The organism is Treponema brennaborense DSM 12168 (genome assembly GCF_000212415.1).
GTDB lineage: Bacteria > Spirochaetota > Spirochaetia > Treponematales > Treponemataceae > Treponema_F > Treponema_F brennaborense.
Genome location: NC_015500.1, coordinates 2196797 through 2212960, shown reverse-complemented (window position 1 = coordinate 2212960; position 16164 = coordinate 2196797). Strand labels below are relative to the sequence as shown.

General features: G+C 41.3%; 18 protein-coding genes. 4 read left to right on the top strand and 14 right to left on the bottom strand.

The annotated features are described in order from the left end of the window. Nucleotides 1-227 precede the first annotated feature (227 nt). The 12 genes from TREBR_RS09710 to TREBR_RS09655 form a co-directional block, all read right to left on the bottom strand. Nucleotides 228-1334 (bottom strand): glycosyltransferase, encoded by a 1107-nt coding sequence (locus TREBR_RS09710; protein ID WP_013759002.1) that lies wholly within the window; start codon nucleotides 1332-1334, stop codon nucleotides 228-230. Nucleotides 1335-1355: 21 nt separating this feature from the next. After that, nucleotides 1356-2468, bottom strand: a complete 1113-nt coding sequence (locus tag TREBR_RS09705) for an EpsG family protein (RefSeq protein ID WP_169310636.1) — start codon at nucleotides 2466-2468, stop codon at nucleotides 1356-1358. A gap of 23 nt (nucleotides 2469-2491) precedes the next feature. Beyond that, nucleotides 2492-3226 carry a glycosyltransferase family 25 protein gene (locus TREBR_RS09700; RefSeq protein ID WP_013759000.1) on the bottom strand — a complete coding sequence of 245 codons (735 nt, stop codon included), beginning with the start codon at nucleotides 3224-3226 and terminating at the stop codon, nucleotides 2492-2494. Next, a complete protein-coding gene (locus TREBR_RS09695) occupies nucleotides 3223-4413 on the bottom strand; it encodes a glycosyltransferase family 4 protein (protein WP_013758999.1) in 1191 nt (396 codons plus the stop codon). The genes TREBR_RS09700 and TREBR_RS09695 overlap by 4 nt, the downstream gene beginning before the upstream one ends. After that, nucleotides 4413-5270, bottom strand: coding sequence for a glycosyltransferase (locus tag TREBR_RS09690; protein ID WP_013758998.1), 858 nt, complete (start codon nucleotides 5268-5270; stop codon nucleotides 4413-4415). Before TREBR_RS09690 ends, TREBR_RS09695 begins: the two co-directional genes overlap by 1 nt. After that, nucleotides 5267-6220, bottom strand: coding sequence for a glycosyltransferase (locus TREBR_RS09685; protein WP_013758997.1), 954 nt, complete (start codon nucleotides 6218-6220; stop codon nucleotides 5267-5269). Before TREBR_RS09685 ends, TREBR_RS09690 begins: the two co-directional genes overlap by 4 nt. Before the next feature lie 3 nt (nucleotides 6221-6223). Continuing rightward, the gene (locus TREBR_RS09680) at nucleotides 6224-7708 is read right to left on the bottom strand and encodes a lipopolysaccharide biosynthesis protein (protein ID WP_156786650.1); all 1485 of its coding nucleotides are present in this window, start codon (nucleotides 7706-7708) and stop codon (nucleotides 6224-6226) included. A 54-nt stretch (nucleotides 7709-7762) separates the two neighbouring features. Beyond that, nucleotides 7763-8749, bottom strand: a complete 987-nt coding sequence (locus TREBR_RS13780) for a glycosyltransferase family 2 protein (RefSeq protein WP_013758995.1) — start codon at nucleotides 8747-8749, stop codon at nucleotides 7763-7765. Then, the gene (locus TREBR_RS09670) at nucleotides 8749-9585 is read right to left on the bottom strand and encodes a glycosyltransferase (RefSeq protein WP_013758994.1); all 837 of its coding nucleotides are present in this window, start codon (nucleotides 9583-9585) and stop codon (nucleotides 8749-8751) included. The genes TREBR_RS13780 and TREBR_RS09670 overlap by 1 nt, the downstream gene beginning before the upstream one ends. Further along, on the bottom strand, nucleotides 9582-10055 hold the full coding sequence (locus TREBR_RS09665; RefSeq protein ID WP_156786649.1) for a hypothetical protein: 474 nt from the start codon (nucleotides 10053-10055) through the stop codon (nucleotides 9582-9584). Before TREBR_RS09665 ends, TREBR_RS09670 begins: the two co-directional genes overlap by 4 nt. 61 nt (nucleotides 10056-10116) lie before the next feature. Further along, nucleotides 10117-10704 (bottom strand): acyltransferase family protein, encoded by a 588-nt coding sequence (locus tag TREBR_RS09660; protein ID WP_052296182.1) that lies wholly within the window; start codon nucleotides 10702-10704, stop codon nucleotides 10117-10119. Next, nucleotides 10701-11426, bottom strand: a complete 726-nt coding sequence (locus tag TREBR_RS09655) for a hypothetical protein (protein WP_013758993.1) — start codon at nucleotides 11424-11426, stop codon at nucleotides 10701-10703. The genes TREBR_RS09660 and TREBR_RS09655 overlap by 4 nt, the downstream gene beginning before the upstream one ends. A 98-nt stretch (nucleotides 11427-11524) precedes the next feature. Here TREBR_RS09655 and TREBR_RS09650 point away from each other — a divergent pair, with 98 nt between their 5' ends. Then, nucleotides 11525-11872, top strand: coding sequence for a helix-turn-helix domain-containing protein (locus TREBR_RS09650; protein ID WP_013758992.1), 348 nt, complete (start codon nucleotides 11525-11527; stop codon nucleotides 11870-11872). A 134-nt stretch (nucleotides 11873-12006) separates the two neighbouring features. On the opposite strand, the gene TREBR_RS14315 is transcribed toward TREBR_RS09650, so the two are convergent. After that, a complete protein-coding gene (locus tag TREBR_RS14315) occupies nucleotides 12007-12165 on the bottom strand; it encodes a hypothetical protein (protein WP_156786648.1) in 159 nt (52 codons plus the stop codon). Nucleotides 12166-12256: 91 nt separating this feature from the next. Here TREBR_RS14315 and TREBR_RS14130 point away from each other — a divergent pair, with 91 nt between their 5' ends. Further along, nucleotides 12257-12577, top strand: a complete 321-nt coding sequence (locus TREBR_RS14130; protein ID WP_013758991.1) for a helix-turn-helix domain-containing protein — start codon at nucleotides 12257-12259, stop codon at nucleotides 12575-12577. 109 nt (nucleotides 12578-12686) lie between these two features. After that, nucleotides 12687-13163, top strand: a complete 477-nt coding sequence (locus TREBR_RS13770) for an outer membrane protein assembly factor BamD (RefSeq protein WP_013758990.1) — start codon at nucleotides 12687-12689, stop codon at nucleotides 13161-13163. 95 nt (nucleotides 13164-13258) lie between these two features. Here TREBR_RS13770 and TREBR_RS09635 read toward each other — a convergent pair whose 3' ends face one another. Next, nucleotides 13259-14482 (bottom strand): vWA domain-containing protein, encoded by a 1224-nt coding sequence (locus TREBR_RS09635; RefSeq protein WP_013758989.1) that lies wholly within the window; start codon nucleotides 14480-14482, stop codon nucleotides 13259-13261. A gap of 213 nt (nucleotides 14483-14695) precedes the next feature. On the opposite strand from TREBR_RS09635, the gene TREBR_RS13765 reads away from it, so the two are divergent. Further along, a complete protein-coding gene (locus TREBR_RS13765; RefSeq protein ID WP_013758988.1) occupies nucleotides 14696-15880 on the top strand; it encodes an ARMT1-like domain-containing protein in 1185 nt (394 codons plus the stop codon). Nucleotides 15881-16164 lie beyond the last annotated feature (284 nt).

The following is a 16164-nucleotide window of genomic DNA, read 5'->3' as shown; positions in this document are numbered from 1 at the left end:
ACCTTACTGTTTTCACGTTCAAATCCTACTGTTTTGACGCTCAAACCTTACTGTTTTGACGCTCAAACCTTACTGTTTTGACGCTCAAACCTTACTGTTTTGACGCTCAAACCTTACTGTTTTGACGCTCAAACCTTACGGCCGTGGCTCTCAAACCTTACGGCCGTGGCTCTCAAACCTTACGGCCGTGACGCTTAAATCTTACGGCCAACATTCTAAGCTTATTTCTAGGATAATGAATCTGCTTTCTTCTTGGATTCTATTAAATCGGTAAAATGATTCTTGTTGTATCGTAAGAAAAATTCATCCGCCACCGCCTGCTTGTTCTCAGCGGAAACTGTTTTCCATTGATTCAATAAATCGGCATACTCTCCCGGCAGATCCGCAACATAAAACAGTTTGTTTTCGGAATTATCCTCAATACCTTCAAATGCAATATCCGTTCCGATGACAGAACATCCGCAGGAAAGAGCATCTATGACTTTTACCTTTACACCAGCCCCCTTGTGAAGCGGAGCAATCAAAGCCTGACACTTTGCAATCTCAACCACAGGATTATCAACAAATCCAAGACATTTTACATTTTTATAAGCGCAAAGCCAATTTTTCAATGACTTACTCATTCCTCCGCCGATTACCACATACTCAATATTACCTCTGACGTTCGGATACACTTCAGAAAAGAACCATTCCAGACATTCTGTATTTTCCGCGCGGTTCCAGGCACCGTAAAAACAGAACGTATTTTCATATATCGTTATTTTTGAGGAACAATAATCAAACTGTCCGTTTTTCAGATAGAAATTCACAGGAACAGAATCAAGTCCATATTCACATTTTATCACATTGGAATCTTTCTTACTGAACGTAACGATTTTATTTGCAGTTGAAAGCAACTTCTTTTCGCAACGCTTTATCCACGGAAGCTGAACTTTTCCCTTCCTGCTAAATTTTTGACAGATGACATCGTGACACATCAGGACTTTGTTCGGATGGTTTACAAAGAGCGAATAAACGTGAATCTGAGAAAAATCAAAATACAACAGGTCAAAATGCGCAGACCGTGATTTTATACATTCAAGCGTTTTGCTATTAAACCGCCGTGTATAGAACGGATGAAGCCGAAGATGAAAAAGGCAATTTCTGAAGTCCGGGTGTATAACGGAAATGACGTTTACTCTGTTATCAAGCTCGATTGAATGACCGGGATAGTCTGCGTATATAAGAGAAACGGAATGCCCTTTCTCTGTCAAATCATTCAGAAGCCGGCGAGTATAGTCCTGCCCGGCAGTTTTTTGATTTGGTGGAAAAGCGGTGATGAAGAGGATGGTCATTAAAGAATCGCTCCTAATAATTCAAATAAAAAAGTTTCCAATTTTATTTTTCTGCAAACTATCGGTAATTTTTAATAAAAACAATGAAAACATGCCCGCAATCACTATCATAGAAATATCAAAAAAAATACCAGTATGATAAACACCAAAAAATGTTTTATAAGGAACAAGCTGATTCTCTACACCATTCATAAGTATTGAAAAATAAAATACGCAAAAAAAGCATAAAATGCAGGCATAATATCCTATCTCTTTATATTTTTTTTGCTTATGGATAAAAGAAGGAATCATAATAATCAAACCAGGCAAAAAGAACTCATTTATTCTTGAAACAACCACAAATATAGGAGAATCATTCAATGCAATTCCCATACTTAAAATGCAAATACTTAAAAAAGCTATATTATAAAAAATATATTCATGATTATTTACCATAAAAAGTACAACCACTACACATAAAAGCACATCAAGTATAAATACAGGTGAAAAACTTCCTTCACCCGAACTTCCTAAAAGATAAACAGCATAAGGAGTTGCTTTTATAATCAAATGCATCAAGCTTGACATACCAACAAAAATCCCGACTAAAACCATTTTTGTTGTTGTCCTGTATTTCCTGTTCAATAAAAAATATAACGGTAATGTTACTAAAACGGAACTATGTGCAAAAAATGCTGCCATTAATATAAAAAAACAATATTTAAAAAGTTTTCTTTCTCGGATAAATCGGGTAGCATACATAAAAATATAGATAGCAAGCCCCTGACGTAATGTGTTCAAAGTCTGCAAATAAAACGGCGTATATGTATAAAAAATAAATAGGGAAAGTATCTTATTCTTAGAATTCTCTGAAATGAAAAGAAAGGCAAATATCGAAGTAAACATTGCATATATGATAATCACAGCCTGTAAAGTGAGATCATAATTTATAGCTAAATTATTCAGCAGCATATATCCTTTTTCATGAACTTGCATTTTCTCCGGATTATTAAAAATTATCATATAGGAATCATAATCACGTCCGATGTCATAGCGCATAGCAGATAAAAGAAATAAAGGAATAAAAAGAAACATCATTACGTTGAAAGAAATCTGCTTTGGATAAGAAAAAAGAGCAGGAATCATCAATGTCATACAGACAAATATATATATTTCCATCACTCCACTCCTTCATAATGTCCTATTAAAGCAAGCATTTTTTGAGCAAGACCTTTAAAACGCAGTGCAAGTTTTGCACAAATAAACCCTTTCTCATATTTTATGGAAAGACTGTCCGTGTTGCTTTTAAAGTTTCCATTCCATTGCTGATTTATAATGTGAGACAGCAGACCATACATCTTGATTCCAAAGTTTTTTCTAAATTCGTACCAATCATCTGCAACATAATACGGTTTTTGCGCAAGCAACAACTCTGCACCTCTCGCATTCAGCATATATGAATGAGCGAGGAAGCCTGAATACAGGCTTCCTAGTGCATTACCGGCAAAAAATTCTTTTTTTGTATACCAAAACCATCCCGAAAGCAAGACGATTGCCGGTTCTTCTTTAGATTCAAGGAACTGTTGTATTTTCTTTACGACGGGCATCATTTCTGACTTTGGTGCAATATCATCTTCAAGAATAAGACAAGATTTTTCTCCTGACTGTAAAAATTCCTCATAGCATTTTCGATGGCTTAATGTGCAGCCAATCTGTGCATCATTCGGGAGTTTTGCATATTTTTTTGTAAATGCAGCGCTGTCAAAAAGCCGTTCTTTTTCTTGCGCAGAAAGAGATTTTCCATAGACAGCCTCAACAAAAACAACGTTTTTGAAGTTCTGTTCCTGCAGAATTTTCTGCATATATCTTTTTCGTTCTGCATCACGAGGTAGATTTATTACATACGTATTCATGAAAAACACTCCAAAAAAGAAGCGTAAAACCGTTCCAATGAAAATTCTCTTGCACGTTCAAGACTTGCTTTTGACATTGACAAACAATCTTCCGGCGAATGGCAAAGTTTATTAAACGTTTCAGTCATATTTGATACCAATTGTTCATCACGTTCCAAAATTATTGCGCATTTTTCTGTTACATATTCTGGAATACCGCCTGAACGGGTAACAACTAACGGCATCCCTGCTGTCATGCTCTCAATCTGTACCAAGGCGCATGGCTCTTCCCATAAACTGGGAAGAGCCATGCATTCACAAGACTTGTAAAGTTTATATACCTCTTTATTATGAACGAATCCTGTAAAAACAATGCGTCCTGCCTCAATCTGACCAAGGCGCATGGCTTCCTTTAAATACGATGACGTTGTTCCGTTTGCATATTGGGGGCTTCCGATGATCAAAAGCTTTACATTTTTTTCTGCATTCAATACGGCTTTTTCCAGTTCATGCACACCTTTCTCTGCACAAATCCGTCCGCAAAATACAATGACAAAATCAGAATCTGTAAATCCGTATTTACGCCGAATCACGTTTCGTTCGTCTGCCGAGATTTTACTTCTAAAGGCTGACTGATTTACTGTATTCAGTACTACAAACGGTTTAATATCTTTGTTTGTACAGGAAGAAAGATATTCATCATTCACAAATTTACTTACACTGATAACACGACCAAACAGACGGGATACAAACGGTGACGGAAACCAATTTCCATGCAAATGAATAGCCAATCTGTCCTGTGTAAAAGTTTTATTGAATACAGAAAACGAAGCGGGCATATTCCCGCCCTCAAAGACAACAAAATCAGGTTTACAGGCAACTGCGAGTTTATAAGAGCGCTTATACCACGCAGAATAAACCGGTATTTCTGTTCTAAAAAGTATTTTGCACAATTTGTTTGCAGTACGAGAAATAAACTGCAATTTTTGCTCAAGCCACGTATCTGCACGATTATATAAAAACTGTGTATGCCTGTATTTTTTACTTTCTTCAAAAGCCTTTTCATACAAGCGAGATATAATAACAAATTCACACTTTAGTTGCCGTTCATTTTCTTCCGCAAGAAGCTGCAAAAGAGTTTCAACAGCCCCTCCCTGAACTGCAGGGACTGGCAAATCGCCGCATGTAACCAAACAAATTTTCTGCATTATTTCCCCTCCTGATATTGATTCTTTCTGAATAAATTTATAATCAGGCGCAAACGCAGGGTATCAAGCAGAAAATACCCAAATGTTCTTAATGAAAAGATATTTCTTTTGAATGGAGAACAGACAAGCGCCGGATAAGTTTCATAGAAAACTTCGGGAAATTTGTAGTTTTTTGGGAATTTATAATCATAAGACATAAAAAGTTTGCTCATCCGAGAGAAAGCCTTTAAATCTTTGTTTTGATTTGACGAGCGCTGAATATATGATGTATGAAAATACTTTTCTTTTTGCCATGAAATCTGATATTTACCGCACTGAACTTCATTGTTGTCGCCGTCAAAAAATCCTTCTATTCCGTAATAGCCGCCGCAATGAATGCCGGGTATTTTCGTTGAATACAATCGGATTGTTGATGCCTCATTTTTATCTAGAAAAGCAAAAACATCCCTTCCTGGTTTTCGGTAATGAAAAATGTCCTTTGCACAATTTATGTAATGCTGAGCGACTAATAACGGTTCTTCTGCTGAATTTGCAATTGCTATGAGTTCTTCGATAGAATCTTTCCACCAGATTTCATCGCCATCCAAAATCATAAAATAATCAGTCTCAGTTTTTTCAAGCATTTCCTGTCGCAATACACCAAGTCGAGTGCGGTCAACATCGCCTTTTTCTTCAAAAATAATTTTATCCTCATAGCCTGATCCAATGATACTCTGTATTATTGCGACAGTATTATCCGTAGAACCGGTATCGAAAATAATCATTTTGTCCACATAATCAATTACAGACATGATAGCAAACCAAATGAATCTGTCCTCATTTTTTACCATCGTATGAGCTGTTATTGTTCTTCTCATTTTAAAACTCCTGTAAATGAACAGTCCTTTTCTAAAGAAAGCGGATATTTATCTATGCGTTTCTGAATTTTCTGATATGAAAGTTTCATAACATCAAGCAAAATTTTACTTCCATGACAAAACATTTCCAGCTTTGCAAGTGAAACTTGCTCTGTCTTCTTGCAAAGCGTATCTGTTGATTTTCCATCTTTATGAAGCAGCCGCGATGTGTTGAAAAACTTTAATTTTACCCCCCCCCCCAGTCTGCATAAAACAGAAAGTATAGATTCTTCATAATACATAAATGTATATGGATAAAGCATTTTGTAATGGCTAAAATAGTAGGGAGTTAATAAAAATCCGCAGCCTGGCAGCCATATATCATTTGAAATTTCTGGTTGACGACTTGCTTTTCCATCATAGACAGGTGGAACATACAAATTTCTTGTTTTCTTGAATTTTGAATAAATTGCATTCAGAAAATTATGCTTCACAATTGTCAAATATAGTTTCCGCTTAAAATATTCTTTTTTCTGCTCTGCAACCGTAGGAACTGTCAAACGAGAAAGGTATGCAGGTTCATTTTTTGAGTTAATTATTTCAGGAGCAACAACAGCAATATTGGGTTCAACAGCATCAAATGTTTCTGAAAGTACATTTTCATCAAAAAATTCTATATCACTATTTACCAGATACACATAGTCTGTATGCAGAACTTCACGAGCATACAAAATTCCTAAATTATTGCCATTGGCAAAACCCAAGTTTTTCTTGCTTTGTAAAAAATGTATATTTTGTCCCGAAAGTGTTTTTTTTAACAAATTTGCTGAATTATCCGTAGACTTATTATCAACAATAACAATATGAATAAGATCTTTTGGATAATCCTGTTTGCGAATAGAATTCACACATTCTACCGTATCTTCAAAAGTATTGTAATTCAGTATGACAATTGCAACATTTTCATTCACGGCTTAGCTCCTTTTGGGGAATATTTTTTGTTTTATAAGGAATAGCAATTTTTCCCGCTCATTTTTTTCTAGTAACAGTAAGGTAGCAAGAACTCCGACCCAAATCACCGACGCACAGACAACTGAAAAAAACTGAACTATTTGTATATCAATCAATTTCTGGACTGCATACGGAATTGGAAAGGATAGTAAAGTAAATAACACCAAAGGAAAAACTACCTTTTTTATGAAAGTAGATATTAGAAAATTAGCTGCCAATTTTTGAAGCATAAAAAGACGAAAAAGAATAGAGATAAATAGACAAATGATATAAATACATATGATTATATATGGAGGAAAACCGGCATATAAGGCAAGAATTGAAAACGGCACATTGCAGAAAGTAAGCAGACTCACAATACTTTGGTACAAGCGGATTTTTCCTGTCGCCTGTGCAAGTATGTCTAAAGAATAAGTCGTAACCTCTATACATGTCGCAATCAAAGTTAATACCGTAAAGATCGGTGTATAATCCGGGTAAGTGCTCAGCCATATTTTCAGCACAAACAGGATTTCAAGACTAAGCGGTAACAGAAATACGAACATAAGGGCATAAGTAAGTTTTATTCCGCGCCATAATTGTGCATATAAATCATCATAAGCTTTTACTGCATAATTTTTTATCAGCTGAGGTTGTAAAGCAGAAGAAAATCTACCGGCAAAAGTCGTAACAGCTCCGTTCACCTGAGAAGCAATCGCTCTTGCACTATTCACGACAGGACCGCAAAATATGTTGAGAACCATATTCAGTCCCTGATTATATAAAGCACCTGAAATACCTGTAAGCATATTCCATGCAACATATTGAAGCAATTCTTTTATAAGTGAAAAGTCACAGAAAAAACGGATTTTGCAAACAACATATTTTTTTATACAAACAATTTGATATATTATAAAATTACATAGTGCTACGAAAACAAAAATAATACCATACAGAATCATATTGTCAAAACGAGTATTATGAGCCATAAGAAAAACAAGAGTCAGTTTCAAAGCACATTCAAATATGCTCATCCAAGCATAAATTGACATATCCTCATATGCAGTGATGATTGCAGTAAACGGTGTTGACATAATAGTGATAACGAAGGTAAGCAGCGAAAGGTGCAAAACACAACGACTTGCTGCCAAACGTTCTGCAGGAATAACAAGTCTGTTATTTACAAACCATAAACCTATCGTTTCACAAATGACTACGATGAACAGTGCCATTATCAAGTAAATAACAAAACTAGTATCATAGGTATTCTTTAAATGCCGCTCATCTCCTTTACCAATATCAAAAGAAAAATACCTCTGACATGCGGTTGTCATTGCATTACTCAAAAATCCGAGCATTGTAACCACTCCAGCCACAACGTTGAATATGCCGAAATCAACAACACCCAATGCTTTTAATACTATACGAGAAGTATATAATCCGACAAAAAGAACAAGAATCTGCCGCATATAAAGCATGAGAGTATTTTTTAAGATAAGGCGATTATTTGTAATAGAGGACATCTATATTTTCTCTCTCATCCTGTGGAGAAATTTCTTTAACACTTTTAATAAATCCCCGACAAAAGACAGCCCATTTAAGTAACAATATGCTTCTAAGCGATTGTAAAAAGGAATAGTGAATAGAGAGTAGATATACTGGTTTGATTCTGGAAATAAACCAATAAAATTTTTACGTTCCATCTTTCTTACTTGGATTAAAATGAGCGTTTTTGCTCGAGCTTTTAAAAAATTAAAATTCTTCTCGAATAAATGGAAAATTTTTTTTGATTTTAAAAAAAGTTCCACATTACATACGATACCGATTATATCTGTTGCTGACTTTATAGAAAACTGATTACATAATGATTGATAATTAAAGCGATAATAATATAGAGGCTTTGAAACATAGGCTATTTTATTAGAAAAGTAATATGCTTCTAAGGAAAACAAGATATCTTCCCATAAAGAAATCTTACCAATATCGAAAAAATTATTTTGCCTTAAAAGATTTGTTCGTATTAACTTTAACCAGGTGTAACCATCGAGAGAGCCTTCGAGAATCTTATAAATTGTATCTAATCCAGTTTTTGCAGGAACTTCTTTTTTCACTCGTTTTTTTTTGCCATGAACAAAAAACGCATCGCAACTGGCTATATCAGCATCGCTATTCTTAATTGTTCTATATAACTCTTCTATATAGTTTACTGCGATCCAATCATCGCTATCAATAAATGCAATGTATTCTCCCGATGCATTTTGTAAACCGGTTTTTCGAGCCTGATATGATCCCTCGTTGTTTTTATGAACTACATGAATTCTTGAATCTTTATTAGCGTAAAAATCACAAATCTCTGGACATTTATCCAGAGAACCATCATCAACAAGAATAATTTCAATATTATCGTATGATTGGGACTGTATAGATGTGATACAATCATGAATATGCAATTCGGAATTATATATTGGAACTACGATTGTTATAAGTGAATTTTTATTCTTTTTACTCATTACTCTATCTCCCTCAACACCCGCTTATTCATCTCTCGCCGCTCGCGGTCGAACCACCAGCCGTACTTGTTGAAGTAGCGTACGGCGCTTTTAATGTGCGCGGCGAGCATTTTTTTGTTTTTATACGAAGCCTTCTCGTGGTCGTGAACGATTGAAACGTCAGGGCAGTACAGCGTCTTTGCGACACGGTGCAAGCGGCGGATTAAGTCGAAATCCTCAAAGTACATAAAAAAGCGGTCGTCAAAGAAAATATCGTTTTCCGCAAGGACTGAAAGCCGCATAAACATAAAGCAGCCGGAAAGGCACGGCGGATTCATCACAGAGTGGTAGCCGGAATTCTTGAGACAGTATCGCGCGTCCTTGCGTTCCTTCCATTTTTTGAGAAATCCTGCGGACGGCACGAACCGGCGGAATATCAAATCACCGGGTGTCGGAAGCAGCTTGCACAGATATTGCAGTTCTCCATCCGGAAAGATTACTTTCGGAAGCACGTACGCCGCATCATGATTTTGCTCCATAAAATCAACAAGAAAAGGCAGTACTTCCGCATTAAAGCGTATGTCGGGGTTCAAAACGACGTGGTAGACGCTTCCGTCCTCAATCGCTTCCTGCATGGCAAGATTATGGCTTGCGCCGTATCCAAGATTCTCGTTGTGAATATAGCGGATAAACGGATACTTTTTTTCAAGAATACGCCACTTGTCGTTCGGAGAATTGTCGATGATGTACAGCCGTTCCACACGCCTTGAATCGAGTACCGATTTCATTACCGACTCAATCTGAGCGTGCGGCGTATCGTACAGGACAACCGACGCCGTTAATTTGTTTCCGCTCATATCCGCACCTCTTTGCTGTTCCAAAGTTCCATGCATTTTTTATGAAAAATTTCCAACAGGTATGCACATAAAAATGATGTGCCTAAAACTGCGAACAGTGCGAATATCCAAAAACGTTCAAAAAGTCCGAGGGCGGTAAAACACATCACAAGCGGATAATGTACGAGATACATTCCGTATGAAAAATCGGCGTTCTTTCCCACGGAAAAAAACGGCTTTAACGTGAATGCAAAAAACATAACCGTAACCGTGAGGCAGAACGGAACGGCGAACGCCGTCGCGAACGGAACGGATACCGCAGAACACACTACAAGAATCGCCGTACAAGGAAGTACAAGATATGCAAGCCGAGAGAAAAGTTCATTCCAGAAAAACACGAACGCCATTCCGCTTGCAAAATATGAAAGAAATGCCGGCAGTTGATTGTTTAAGGCGGAAGGAAGATTCATCCGGGATGTTATATGCGGCATAAGCACCTCATATAAAGCGGAAAATGTATAGAGTATGCATAATACAAGCAGTGTTGCACGTTTATGCCCCCCCCCCATACCTTTCTGACGTATTGCTTGATAGACTGATTATCTTTTTTATCAGAAAGACAATGAAAGGCAGCGCAATATAAAAGCCGATTTCAACTTTGATAGTCCAAAGCGAACCGTTCACGCTTCCGTCCAAAATCATTCCCCCAAAAACTCCGGGAAGCGTCGGACAAAGAAAATTGAGCGTTAAAAGATTTGCCGCCAGATACTTGAAAAAATCTGCATTCAAAAAATATTCGCGCATACCGAGGTTTGAAAACGGGAAGAGCAGTACTGCACACAGAATGACTGTTGCCGCGTACTGAGGAAAGATTTTCCGTACCCGTTTAAGTGCATAAGTGCTTATCGTGGAACTTTGCAAAAAAGAGCGCGTTACCCAGAATCCGCTTAGAATAAAAAATATCTTTACCGCAATTCCGCGCAAGTTCAGACAAGGAAAAGGATTTTCCGTTAGCATTACTGCGTGTTCGTAAATCACTATCATGCAGCATGCAAAACGAAGAAACTGGAATGCATTTTCACACGGAACATCGGAAACTGCAAAAAATTGTCTTTTATTTTGAATACTCTTTCCGCTCATATCCGCACGCTCTCCGATTTGCGGCAACGTGCCGGTTTGATTTTGCTCGATACTCCGCCGGATTTTTCCGAACCGGCAGGCTGTGTCGTATGATTTCCGATTTCCCGTGCCACGGCGCACGCAAAGCGCGCGTTTCTGTCCGCTGCCGTAAAGTCGAGCAGCGTGTCAGCCGAACAAAGCGCCTCCACTAATGCCGCGGTGTATACTCCGCTCCCGTCCGCACCCAGCACTGGCTGGGCGCCGTCTCCGCAGCCGTTCAGCCGCAATCCGCCGTTCAGCGAACAAAACGCTTCGTCGCTTAAAATTCTAGCCGCCGCGGACTGTCGTTTGTCCGCAAAATCAGCGGTACATTCTGCCGCGCAGTCATCATCCATCGGAATGAGCGCGGCGCACGCGTCGAAAACCGTAATCTGATGCGGACATATTTCTTCTATATAATTGTACTTAATCTCCGTGCCGCCGACGGTGAAGCCGCCGCGGGTTCGCTCGTCAGCTTGGTTTCCGCAGAAATACAGAAAAAGAAAATCGGTTCCGCTTTCAGCAACGCGCCGCAGAATGAATTTCAACAGGGGAACGCTGACGCCTTCAGGCAGAATGAGAATCTCCCTGTCAAACCAAAAACCGCCGGCGGTACTTTTGAGAAAATCGTATATGTTGCAAAGCGATTTCTGCTGAAATCCCGCTTGTGCGGACGAGCCGGCAAGAATTGCGTAACGTGTCAAAAGATTCCGTATCCTTTATCTGTATTTTAACTATATAGGCAAGTTTGCCTATATAGTTTATTAAAATGTATCATACTTGCCTATATAATTCAAGTGAAATGAATTGCATAGGCAAAGAAATTGATTATGCCGCTATAGGCAGGCGGATAAAAAAATATCGTTGGGAAAGCAATATATCTCAGGAAGAGCTTGCGGATGCGGTAGGCGTTTCGACTACGCACATGAGCCACATCGAAACGGGAGGAACAAAACTGAGTCTCGGCGTCTTTGTTAAAATTGCCGACGCACTTCAGATTTCCGCAGATCTGCTTCTGAACGGGGATCGTGCCACCTCAAAATTATCGGAAATCGATGAACTTTTTTCGGCAAGCGACGAGCGGCAATCCAGAATCCTTCTTGAAATTACACGCGCCGCAAAGAACGCACTTGACAGAGAACGGGTTTAGGTTTTATGAAATTTCACGCGAAAGCGTCCCGGCAAAAAAGTCCGTCACACGTAACGTGTCCCTTTCGTTCCGCCGGTGCGGCGTCAAGGATCGCCCGGTGCGGATAAAAAGCGCCGCACTATTTGCCGGCCGCTTCAAGTGCCGTCAATTTGAAATGAGCCGCATTCGGTTGAAACTCCCGTGCCGCCGGCGGTACTTTTGAGAAAATCGTATATGTTGCAAAGTGATTTCTGCTGAAATCCCGCTTGTGCGGACGAGCCGGCAAGAATTGCGTAACGTGTCAAAAGATTCATTTTCTCTCTTATGTTATCAAATAGTAACTTAAAGTTATCATAACATCACATAAAGTAAAAGTCAACAACAACTCAAAGTTATAATTATAGTATGGAAAAATTAAAAATAATTGTAGGAGATAATATACGGCGATTGCGGCGCGAGTACGGATGGACTCAGGCATATGTAGCAGAGAATCTCGGTGTAACCGCTCCGTTTCTGACAATGATTGAATCAGGCCAGAGAGGTATGTCTCTTGATCTCATAGAAAAACTCAGCGAACTATTCGATGTTCCCGCTGCATCCTTTTTTGTTCAGTACAGCGATACTTCCGCCGGCGTTTCAAGGCAGGAACTCGCTGCTCTCAAAAAACGCCTGACGCTCAAAATGATAAAAGTAATAGAAGAAACGCTTTCAGAAACTAACACATAGCTTCCGGCATACGCGGCGTTACACGCGGCCAAAGATCCGCATCACTGCGAACGATGTCCGCGCCCGGTGCGCTCTTGCCACGACGTGCCGCGTGTGCTACACTTTGCGCATGAAACAGACACGTTTTTTTATCACGGTATTTTGCCTTTGTGCGGCGGCCGTTATGGGCGGGTGTTATTCCGTTCCCAAAACGATTCCCGAAGATCTTTCCGCCGAAGAATTGGTTCAGCTTGCGCAGTCCAGTTTTGACGCGGGAAACATCAAGGCTGCGGAAGTTTATTATGAAACGATCATCAAACGGTACGGCAACGACATAAATCTGCTCGTTGAGGCGGAATTCGAGATCGCGCATTTGAAAGTCAAGCAGGGTAAGTGGGAAGAAGCGGTTCCCATGCTGAACCGGATCCTCTCTTATTACGAGAGCGACGAATCGGGTTATTTGTCTGCTGCGTATAAAAAGCTGGTACTGATCGATTTGGCAAAAGCGCCGGAACATATGCTTGAAAAAGCTGCGCCGCCGGAGAGCGAGCAGTCGGCAACCGAGTCTGTCGCTGCCGAGCCTGCCGCCGCTGAATCTGCCGAGTAATATATTTTAGGATAAATCGTCGCCGGATAAAATAAATGCCGGCACGCATCGTGCGCTCCCGAAACCGGACGAATATCCGGCGCAGGGAGCGTTTTTTATTTTCTGTCGCGGGCCGTTTTTCCGTCCGGCGTAATGACTGCGTCGATCACGATATCGCGTGCGAGCGCCGTCGCTTCAACCAGTTCGCGCGTGTACTTTTTTGTTCCGCGCGGAACGGGATGTGCTTCCGCGTCGCCGATAAGAATGATTTTCCGCTGCGCTGCAGGATTCCACGGATAAAAATCCATCGAGGCGTACAGCGCTTCGTACACTGCTTCGGGAACGTCTCCGCCTTCGGTTCCGTATATCGTAAACGAATTGAGTGCTTTCATGAACTGCCCGATATCCTGCGTGAACGGAAAATATTTTACCGGCAGTCCGTCCGTGCGGTAATTGTCTCCGTAATCCCGGTATAACAGCAGACCGAGTCTGAGACTGCCGAAATCGGCGAGCGTCTCGGTGAGCTGCGGAATCAGTTCGCTGCGCAGCTGCTGGATATCGTCTTTCATGCTGCCGGTCGTATCCAGTGCGAATACGACGTCGACCGTTTCTTTGGGATTTATCGAGGCCAGCGAACGCATAATGTCGTCGACGATCGTTTCCGGACCGTCCGAATAGGTGACACTGCCGCCGGCAAAGCGTGCGATATCGGAAAAAGACGCGGCCGCTTCGGGACTGTATTTTTCAGTTAAAACGACTTTATTTTCCGTTTTTTCTGCCGGTGTGTTTTCGGCCTTTTTGGGCTGTCCCAAATCGAACATAAACGGATTATCGGCAAATCCGTCCGTATAGTCTCCGTATCGGGCGCCGAATGCGCGTATGTTGATAAACGTTCCGCGCGCAATTTTAACGGTTCCGTTCCGAGTCCAGGGATAGCCGAATTCGATTTCAGACGGAATATATAAATGGAACGCCTGCCCGAATTCCGCGTCCGGTTCCGGAGTTGAGTCGATGATGCTGTATTTTGCGTATTGGGAAGTGAGCGGCGCTCCGTTCAGCATACGCAGTTCGTTTCCGTTTATCGGATTCAGCGTTTTTGCCCGAAAAGCGTAGTTCGCTTCCGTTCCGGTCGGATCTTTTGTGGTTTCAGTCAGCAGTACGGAATTTATATCGGGTTTTTTGCGGATATAAAGATGAAATCCCGGCGCCGTTCCGGCTGGAACATCCGTTTCCCGCTCGATGCGGAGATCTTCCGTTCCGAGGTGCAGGTCCCCGGCTGAACAAACTGCCGCTGAGCCTGCGAACAGCAGCGCGCATATTGCGAACTCGACTCTTTTCATATTTTCTTATATCGGCATATTGCGTGAAAAGCGTTAACGATGAATCGGGCCGATACGATATGTTTTCCGAACAGGTCAAATTCCGTAAAAAATACGCCATATTATAAGTGTTCCGTCCGTCTGTCTATGGTATGGATCATCATTTAAACGATACTGCGAAACGGTTTTTCGTAATAAGATTTTAAAAATATCCGCAGAGTAGGAGAGCGTGTTATGAGTGTTTCCTGTTACGGGAGGTTGTCCGCAAGTGAACCGGATTCTTTTGCCGGAAGAACGGTTGATACCCGTTTTCCGCTGATTTACAGCGAATGCTGCGGCGGTGATTACGGACGTCTGCTTCGTGAAACGATCGTTTCCGGCGTGTTTCAGCATACCGTTTTAACCGCCGAATCGCAGGCGCTGTTTGAAGCAAAACTCAGGCCGTATGCGGGGCTTCCGCTCGGTGTCTTTTTTCATAAAGCGCCGTTTTTGCTTGCTGAATTTTATTTTCACCATCTGCTGCTCGAACTGCGCGAGTACGGCTGCAATCGGTTCGATTTTTTTGCGGCAAAAAAAGAACTTGCCTATTGCCGGCGGATAGAGTCGTTCCGCCGGATTTTACACGAGTTATTTCTATTAAAGCGGACTTACGGCAGTTTATCCGCTGCGTCCGGGAGCGGCAGTCATGCGGCGTTTGACGCGTGGCATCTTTTTTTTACGGAGTGCAACGCGGTGTTGCTGTGCGACGAATCGGCTGCGGCGCTCGATTACCTCGTGCGGCGGAACGATCGGACTGCGCGAATTGATATTGTGTGTGCGGACAGCGGGCCGGAACTGTTTGCCGACATATATTTGGCGTGTACTTTGCTGTGCTTCGGTCTTGCGGAGCGCGTCGTATTTCATGTAAAACCGTATCCGTTTTTGGAACGGAACGCTACCGTCGCCGATTTTTACCGGCTCGCGGCCGAATTGACGGCGGACGGAAACAATAAAACGCTGGCGGATTTTATCGCAAGAAAAAAGATTTCCGTCCGAACCGCCGATTTTTGGATTTTGCCGTGCACGTTCGATGAAATGCCGTTCGGCCTGTGCAGTTACTTTTCGGAAAGTGCCTTGGTGGTAATAAAAGGTGACACGAATTACCGGCGGTTGGTGCAGGATATCAGGTGGCCTCATACGGACAGCTTCGCTTTGCGCAGCGTTTTGCACACGCTGCCGGTAGCCGCGTCCCGGCTCGTGCGTTCCGAAGTCGTAACCGGTCTCAGTCCCGCGGTTGCCGTTTCCGTACCGGATTTTATCTGCGGTTCAGAATCGTACGAGCCGTCGGGTAAGAACTGCGGTGTGATTCAATGCTCGATTCCCGCCGCGATACCGGCGGCAGGCGCTGGCCGGAATCAGATATCGTTCCGCATCCGCTGATAGGGCGGGGCGGTGTTATACTCGGTGAGCCGACGGACGAATCGGCGAGTCGGTGAATCGTAACGGTTTTATGAATCGGGTTCGGATCATGTTCCGTAAATATCATTATTTAGTCTATCTGAATATCATTATTTAAACGATATTCTAATCCATTTATTGAAGATTACAATTAATAGGTTTCTACAGTCATTTTTCTCGTTTAATAATTCGGAGGCAGTGCATGTTTTTGGAGAGATGCTCCCTTTGGAGCTCCGCCGTGAGCGTTTCCATACGGAACGGCGAAA

What these genes read in the sequence shown, in the direction of transcription:
- TREBR_RS14315 (WP_156786648.1), bottom strand. Translation starts at nt 12,165, where the DNA reads ATGAATCTTTTGACACGTTACGCAATTCTTGCCGGCTCGTCCGCACAA.
- TREBR_RS13770 (WP_013758990.1), top strand. Translation starts at nt 12,687, where the DNA reads ATGAAACAGACACGTTTTTTTATCACGGTATTTTGCCTTTGTGCGGCG.
- TREBR_RS09695 (WP_013758999.1), bottom strand. Translation starts at nt 4,413, where the DNA reads ATGCAGAAAATTTGTTTGGTTACATGCGGCGATTTGCCAGTCCCTGCA.
- TREBR_RS09700 (WP_013759000.1), bottom strand. Translation starts at nt 3,226, where the DNA reads ATGAATACGTATGTAATAAATCTACCTCGTGATGCAGAACGAAAAAGA.
- TREBR_RS09680 (WP_156786650.1), bottom strand. Translation starts at nt 7,708, where the DNA reads ATGCGGCAGATTCTTGTTCTTTTTGTCGGATTATATACTTCTCGTATA.
- TREBR_RS09710 (WP_013759002.1), bottom strand. Translation starts at nt 1,334, where the DNA reads ATGACCATCCTCTTCATCACCGCTTTTCCACCAAATCAAAAAACTGCC.
- TREBR_RS09705 (WP_169310636.1), bottom strand. Translation starts at nt 2,468, where the DNA reads ATGACATTGATGATTCCTGCTCTTTTTTCTTATCCAAAGCAGATTTCT.
- TREBR_RS09650 (WP_013758992.1), top strand. Translation starts at nt 11,525, where the DNA reads ATGAATTGCATAGGCAAAGAAATTGATTATGCCGCTATAGGCAGGCGG.
- TREBR_RS09690 (WP_013758998.1), bottom strand. Translation starts at nt 5,270, where the DNA reads ATGAGAAGAACAATAACAGCTCATACGATGGTAAAAAATGAGGACAGA.
- TREBR_RS14130 (WP_013758991.1), top strand. Translation starts at nt 12,257, where the DNA reads ATGGAAAAATTAAAAATAATTGTAGGAGATAATATACGGCGATTGCGG.
- TREBR_RS09635 (WP_013758989.1), bottom strand. Translation starts at nt 14,482, where the DNA reads ATGAAAAGAGTCGAGTTCGCAATATGCGCGCTGCTGTTCGCAGGCTCA.
- TREBR_RS09665 (WP_156786649.1), bottom strand. Translation starts at nt 10,055, where the DNA reads ATGCCGCATATAACATCCCGGATGAATCTTCCTTCCGCCTTAAACAAT.
- TREBR_RS09670 (WP_013758994.1), bottom strand. Translation starts at nt 9,585, where the DNA reads ATGAGCGGAAACAAATTAACGGCGTCGGTTGTCCTGTACGATACGCCG.
- TREBR_RS13765 (WP_013758988.1), top strand. Translation starts at nt 14,696, where the DNA reads ATGAGTGTTTCCTGTTACGGGAGGTTGTCCGCAAGTGAACCGGATTCT.
- TREBR_RS13780 (WP_013758995.1), bottom strand. Translation starts at nt 8,749, where the DNA reads ATGAGTAAAAAGAATAAAAATTCACTTATAACAATCGTAGTTCCAATA.
- TREBR_RS09660 (WP_052296182.1), bottom strand. Translation starts at nt 10,704, where the DNA reads ATGAGCGGAAAGAGTATTCAAAATAAAAGACAATTTTTTGCAGTTTCC.